Source organism: Candidatus Poribacteria bacterium, from assembly GCA_016866785.1.
GTDB lineage: Bacteria > Poribacteria > WGA-4E.
Genome location: VGLH01000182.1, coordinates 1 through 6,079, shown reverse-complemented (window position 1 = coordinate 6,079; position 6,079 = coordinate 1). Strand labels below are relative to the sequence as shown.

The following is a 6,079-nucleotide window of genomic DNA, read 5'->3' as shown; positions in this document are numbered from 1 at the left end:
GTGACGTGCAACGCCAACAGATGACCCAAGGTGTCTACCGCCGCGTGAATCTTGCTGCCCTTCTTGCGCTTGGCTCCGTCATAGCCCGCACGACCGCCGCTTTCCGGCGTCGCGCTTTCCGGCGTCGCGCTTTCCGGCGTCGATTGCAGCGTACGGCTGTCGAGAAGGGGGTCACGGACGGCTGTTCGTTCCGTCCGGCGGCCACGCGCAGCAGAACGCGCAGGTCGTGAGTCATGGACTCGAAGCCGCCCGCTTGGATCCATCGCTGAGTCTGCTGATAGACCGCCTCCCACGGCGGCAGGTCGTGAGGCAGCATGCGCCACGAGGCGCCCGCCCGCACGACCCAGCGCAGTCCGTTGAAGATTTCCCGCAACGCACGTTCCCGTTGCGGAGCGTTCTCGATCATCAACGTCAAATAAGGGGCGACGAACCCCCATTCGTCGTCCGACACGTCGGACGGATAGGCTTTTCGGAGCATCTCGTGGCGCTTTCTTCGGTTCGGAGAGGCAGACTCTCGGAAGTATGCCCACAGTTTACCTGAACCTCGGAAAGTCCATAACACGCTCTAGAAATCGACATCGCTCTTGGCAGGCCGCAGGGCGAGCGCCAAGAAGAACCACGTCCCGATGAGTGCGACGAGAACCCAGAGGATGCCCCACGTCAGCGTCTGCTGCTCCGTCGACAGGAATGGCGGGAACGACGTGTATTCGGCGAGCATGCGCGCGTCCGATTGGGCTTCGGGACGCAGAAGCACGTCGGACGTGATGTCGTAGATCGCGTAGAGGCAGCTCACCAGCCCCAAGCCTCGCAGAATCCAGTCGGCGAACACCCTCGGCAGGAACAGCCCGGCGATCACCAGCGCTGCGCCGAATCCCAGTCCGAAGAAGAACCCCGACGCGTTCCGCATGTAGAGGACGGTGATCGCCACCATCCCCACGCCCAACGCGAACGCCAGCGACTTCGACAGCGGCGTGCGCGACGAGACCACCAGGATCACCCCGCCGAACACCAGGCTCCCCAGGTATCCCGCCATGAGCGTCCAGAAGGGGGAACCTCCGGCGCTGAGCACCATGCCGGACTCTTCCAGCAGGACGCGCATCTCGCGCACTTCGCCGCCCGAGGCGAGAGCCGCCAGCGCGTGACCGGATTCGTGGAGAAAGACGACAAACACCTTGGCGGGCTGCAGATAGGGCGACTGCCACAAGACCCCCGCGCCGACGGCGATCACCAGCAAGCCGAGCAGCTTCTTCCAGTCCAGCGTACGCATCGCGCTCTCCGCATGGGGTCGCGCTCGGTTCCACGAGTGTAACGCGCGCAGACTCACCGCAGACGACAGCCGATTTTGCCCCTGGGCTGGGACCCGCGCAACGACGCCGCTTGGTGAACGCCGATCCCTGCCGCTACAATGGAACCAAGTTCCGAATGGCTGCGAACCGTGGAAACACAGGCAATGGGCGAGCGAATCATCGTCGCGATGAGCGGGGGCGTCGACTCGTCGGTATGCGCCGCGATCCTCAAGGACGCGGGCTACGACGTGATCGGCGTCATGATGCGCCTGGGCGACCAGGAAGCCGCCGGTCCCGACGGCAAGCGCCCGACTTGCTGCGGCATCGATGGCATTCTCGACGCCCGTCATGTCGCCGCGCAGCTCGACATCCCCTTCTACGCTGTCAACTATGAAGCCGCCTTCGCCGCGTCCGTCGTCGACTATTTCACGGCGGAATACCAGGTCGGGCGCACGCCCAACCCCTGCATCCTCTGCAACAAGGACCTGAAGTTCGGCGCGCTGCTCGACCTCGCCGACGACCTCGGCGCGGAGCGCGTCGCCACCGGACACTACGCGCGGATCGGCGCGGACGGCTCTCGTCACACGCTCTCAAAGGGCGTCGACGCGGGCAAGGATCAGTCCTACGTCCTCTTTCCGCTGACGCAGTCGCAGCTCGCGCGCACCGTCATGCCGCTCGGAGAGCTCGGCAAGCCCGACGTTCGGGCGCTGGCGCAGCGGTACGGGCTCTCGACAGCCACCAAGCCGGAGAGCCAGGAGATCTGCTTCATCCCGGACGACGACTACAAACGGTTCCTTAAAGACCGCCTTGGAGACGCCATCGAGCCGGGGAACATCGTCGACGAGTCGGGAACCGTCCTCGGCGAGCACGCCGGAACGCCCTTTTACACAGTCGGGCAGAGGCGCGGGTTGGGCATCGCTGCCGAGCATCCGCTCTACGTGACCGAGATACATGCCGCCGACCGCACCATCGTCGTCGGTTCCGCCGATGCGCTGCTCGCGTCCGAGCTTGTCGCCGCTGACGTCAACTGGGTGAGCATCGAGCCGCCTGACGGGGAGCTCCGCGCGACCGTCAAGATCCGCTACCGCGACGCGGGCGCTCTGGCGACCGTGACGGCTCTGCCCGACGGGCGAGCGCGCGTCCGGTTCGATGAACCCCGCCGCGCGGTCACGCCGGGACAGGCGGCCGTGCTCTATCGAGACGATCTGCTGCTGGGCGGCGGATGGATCGAAAGCGCGTCCGCGCCGCTCGCTGCGCGGATTCCTGAACCCGTTGGTTGGGACGCACGTAACATAGAAGGGGCAAACGATGGGTGACCGACGGCGAATCCTGACCGGCGACCGACCGACGGGCAAGATGCACCTGGGGCATTACGTCGGTTCTCTGAAGAACCGCGTACGGCTCCAGGACGAGTACGAGTGCTACTTCATCGTCGCCGACCTGCACATGCTGACGACTGCGCCGGAGAAGGAGCACATCGACGCGCTCCGCGAGAACGTCCGCGAGATGGTCCTCGACTACCTCGGCGTCGGCATCGACCCAGGGCGGTCGACCATCTACCTGCAGTCCGCCGTCCACGCCGTCTACGAGATGAACCTCTTCTTCGAGATGCTCGTCACGCTGCCGAGGCTCTCCCGCCTTCCGAGCATCAAGGACATGGCGCGCGCCGCGAACCTCGATGACGAGGCGGTCCCCTTCGGACTCATCGGCTATCCCGTCCTCCAGGCGGCGGACATCCTGATGCCCCGCGCCCACCTGGTTCCTGTCGGCAAGGACAACGAGTCGCACGTCGAGATCACTCGCGAGATCGCGCGTCGGTTCAACGCCTACTATGGCGAGGTCTTCCCGGTTCCCGATGTCATGATCGGCGACGTGCCGACGCTCGTCGGAACCGACGGACAGGCGAAGATGAGCAAGAGCCTCGGCAACTCGATCCTGCTGTCCGACGACGCCCGGACCGTCGAGAAGAAGGTCCAGGGGATGTACACCGACCCCAAGCGCGTCCGATCCGACATTCCCGGAACCGTCGAAGGCAACCCCGTCTTCGTCTACCACGACGCGTTCAACACGAACCGCGCCGAGGTCGAGGACCTCAAGGCGCGCTATCGGGAGGGAACCGTCGGCGACGTCGAGGTGAAGCAGAAGCTCACCCGCGCGCTCAACGACTTCCTCGATCCCATCCGCGACCGGCGACAGCACTTCGCAGAGCAGTCGGGGTACGTCGAGCAGGTCGTCTACGAGGGTAGCCTGCGCGTCCAGAAAATCGGCGATGAGACGCTGACCGAGATGAAGAAGGCGATGGGCTTCACGGGCGTCTGGAACCGCATCTCCCGCAAGGCGCGCGAACGCATCGCCCGCGAGAACCCGTCGGAGGGCTGACCGATGGCAGTCGCTACGCTCGAGTTCAGTCTGCCGCAGTTCCAGGGTCCGCTCGATCTTCTGCTGCACTTGATCCAGAAGAACGAGATGGACATCCACGATATCCGCATCGCGGAGATCACGGATCAGTATCTCCAGTACCTGGAGCTCATGCAGACGCTCGACCTCGATGTGGCGTCCGAGTACCTCGTCATCGCGTCGACGCTCCTGTTCATCAAGTCCGAGAGCATGCTCCCCGCCTCCAAGCCCGTCCGCGCGGCATCCAGCGCCGACGCGCGGGAGGAGCTCGTTCGCCAACTGCTGGAATACAAGCGGTTCAAGGAAGCGTCGCAGTTCCTGCGCCAGTGCGAAGACTCCCGCGCCGAGGTCGTGGCGCGCCCGCCGGACGACGCCTATGCCGGCAGCCCGACGACCGAGTACGAGATCCGCGCGACGCTCTTCGACCTGCTGGCGGCGTTCCAGACGATCCTCGTCCAGCAGTCCGAGCTCGCCCCGGAGTTCTCGTCGGAGATACACGAAGAGCCGATCACCGTCGAGCAGAGGGTCCACGAAATCCTGCTCGAGCTGGAGCTCCACGGCACATCGGAGTTCGGGACCTTCTTCCAGTCCCTGCAGTCGAAGCTGGAGCTCATCTGCACCTTCCTGGCGATCCTGGAGCTCGTGCGGATGCGCCAGATCGTCGCCGTGCAGGAGGAGGCGTTCGGGCCCGTCGCCCTGCGCCTGAACCCGGATCGACCCGACATCGGCACGTTCCGCCTCACGACTTCCTACGGATACCATGAACCCGAAGCGATTGATTGAGGCGCTCCTCTTCGCCGCCGGAGAACCCCTGACGGCTGCCCAGATCGCCGAGTCGATCGACGACCTCGACGCGGGCTCCGTCAAGGGACTTCTGCTCGATCTCCAGGCGGAGTACGACATGGAAGCGCGCGGGTTCCAGCTCGTCGAAGTGTCCAACGGCTACCAGCTCACGACGCGCCCGGCGTACAGCGACTGGGTGCGGCGGCTCTTCCGCCGTGAAATCGCTTCGAAGCTCTCGACCGCATCGCTGGAGACGCTCGCCATCGTCGCCTACAACCAGCCGGTGACCCGCTCCGAAGTCGAGGAGATACGCGGCGTCAACAGCGACAGCGCCCTCAACTCCCTCGCTGAACGCCAGCTCATCGCCATCGCCGGACGCAAGGAAGTGCCGGGCAGACCCCTCCTCTACGCGACGACCGACAAGTTCCTGCACCACTTCGGTCTGAAGGACCTCTCCGAACTCCCGTCCCTGGAGGAACTCGAGCAGTTGTTCACTCGACCCCCGGGAGACGCGCCCGATGCGACTTGAGAAGTTCGTCGCCCTCGCCGGAGTGGCGTCCCGCCGCGCGTCCAAGGACATCATTCGCGAGGGGCGGGTCATCGTCGATGGCGAGATCGTCACGGAGACCGGTCACGCAATCAACGAGAAGCAGGCGGACGTCCGCGTCGACGGCAAGCGGGTCCGCATCTCGACAGACCATCGCTACATCCTCCTGAACAAGCCGACCGACACCATCACGACGGCGAAAGACACCCGCGGTCGGAACACGGTCTTTGCGCTGCTTCCGCCGATGCCGCAGCGGCTCGCGCCCGTCGGCAGGCTCGACGCGGACACGTCGGGCGTGCTGCTGCTCACCAACGACGGCGATCTCGCGTTCCGACTGACCCATCCGCGCTACGGCGTCGATAAGACCTACCAGGCGACCGTCCGAGGTTCCGTCACCGACGAGGCGGTAGCGAGCCTGCGGGAGGGCGTCTTCATCGAAGGCGGCAAGACGGCTCCGGCGCGCGTGACGGTTCTGCATCGCGGCGCGGCGGAATCGCGCCTGAGCATCGTCATTCACGAGGGACGCAAGCGGCAGGTTCGGCTCATGTGCCTGGCGGTCGGCCTGCCCGTGAAGAAGCTCCGCCGAACGCAGTTCGGGCCCCTAGGGATCGGTTCGATGCCGGCGGGGACGTTCCGCGACCTGAGCGTCCGCGAGGTGCGCCAACTGCGGCGACTCGTCGGGCTCGAACCGGGCGGCGAGGATTCCCAGCCGAACCGAGGAGGGAACGCGTGGTCCACATCACGATCTACGGCGAACCGGGAAGATACGCCGGATGGCCCGCCAACTACGGCGTCTGGAACTGGGGCGACGAGATCGTCGTCGGGTTCACGGTCGGGTACCATTCGAACGAAGGCGGGTTCCACGCCCGCGACCGGTCGAAACCGTTCATCGGCGCCCAAGCGCGCAGCCTCGACGGAGGCGAATCCTGGGTCGTCGCGCCGGTTCCCGCGCAGAGCCCCGGAGGCAGAGGGCTCTCGGCGGACGAACACGTCCGGGCGGAGCTCCAACTCGCGGACGCGGCGTCCGGGCTGACGCCCTGTCCCGGTGAGATCATCTTCACCCATC

Annotated in this window: 6 protein-coding genes and 1 pseudogene; 5 read left to right on the top strand and 2 right to left on the bottom strand. The window is 65.6% G+C overall.

From position 1 onward, the window contains the following. Both FJZ36_17640 and FJZ36_17635 read right to left on the bottom strand, forming a co-directional pair. Positions 1 to 478: pseudogene (locus FJZ36_17640) on the bottom strand (transposase). Between the two features lie 87 nt (positions 479 to 565). Then, the gene (locus FJZ36_17635) at positions 566 to 1,267 is read right to left on the bottom strand and encodes a M50 family metallopeptidase (GenBank protein ID MBM3216722.1); all 702 of its coding nucleotides are present in this window, start codon (positions 1,265 to 1,267) and stop codon (positions 566 to 568) included. Positions 1,268 to 1,450: 183 nt separating this feature from the next. On the opposite strand from FJZ36_17635, the gene mnmA reads away from it, so the two are divergent. Genes mnmA through FJZ36_17610 form a run of 5 tightly spaced genes read left to right on the top strand, consistent with a single transcriptional unit; the run spans position 1,451 to position 6,046 of the window. Then, a complete protein-coding gene (mnmA, locus tag FJZ36_17630) occupies positions 1,451 to 2,602 on the top strand; it encodes a tRNA 2-thiouridine(34) synthase MnmA (GenBank protein ID MBM3216721.1) in 1,152 nt (383 codons plus the stop codon). Then, positions 2,595 to 3,665, top strand: coding sequence for a tryptophan--tRNA ligase (trpS, locus tag FJZ36_17625; GenBank protein MBM3216720.1), 1,071 nt, complete (start codon positions 2,595 to 2,597; stop codon positions 3,663 to 3,665). Before mnmA ends, trpS begins: the two co-directional genes overlap by 8 nt. 3 nt (positions 3,666 to 3,668) lie before the next feature. Then, positions 3,669 to 4,466 carry a segregation/condensation protein A gene (locus tag FJZ36_17620; protein ID MBM3216719.1) on the top strand — a complete coding sequence of 266 codons (798 nt, stop codon included), beginning with the start codon at positions 3,669 to 3,671 and terminating at the stop codon, positions 4,464 to 4,466. Beyond that, the gene (scpB, locus tag FJZ36_17615) at positions 4,444 to 4,995 is read left to right on the top strand and encodes an SMC-Scp complex subunit ScpB (protein MBM3216718.1); all 552 of its coding nucleotides are present in this window, start codon (positions 4,444 to 4,446) and stop codon (positions 4,993 to 4,995) included. Before FJZ36_17620 ends, scpB begins: the two co-directional genes overlap by 23 nt. Beyond that, a complete protein-coding gene (locus FJZ36_17610; protein ID MBM3216717.1) occupies positions 4,985 to 6,046 on the top strand; it encodes an rRNA pseudouridine synthase in 1,062 nt (353 codons plus the stop codon). Before scpB ends, FJZ36_17610 begins: the two co-directional genes overlap by 11 nt. Positions 6,047 to 6,079 lie beyond the last annotated feature (33 nt).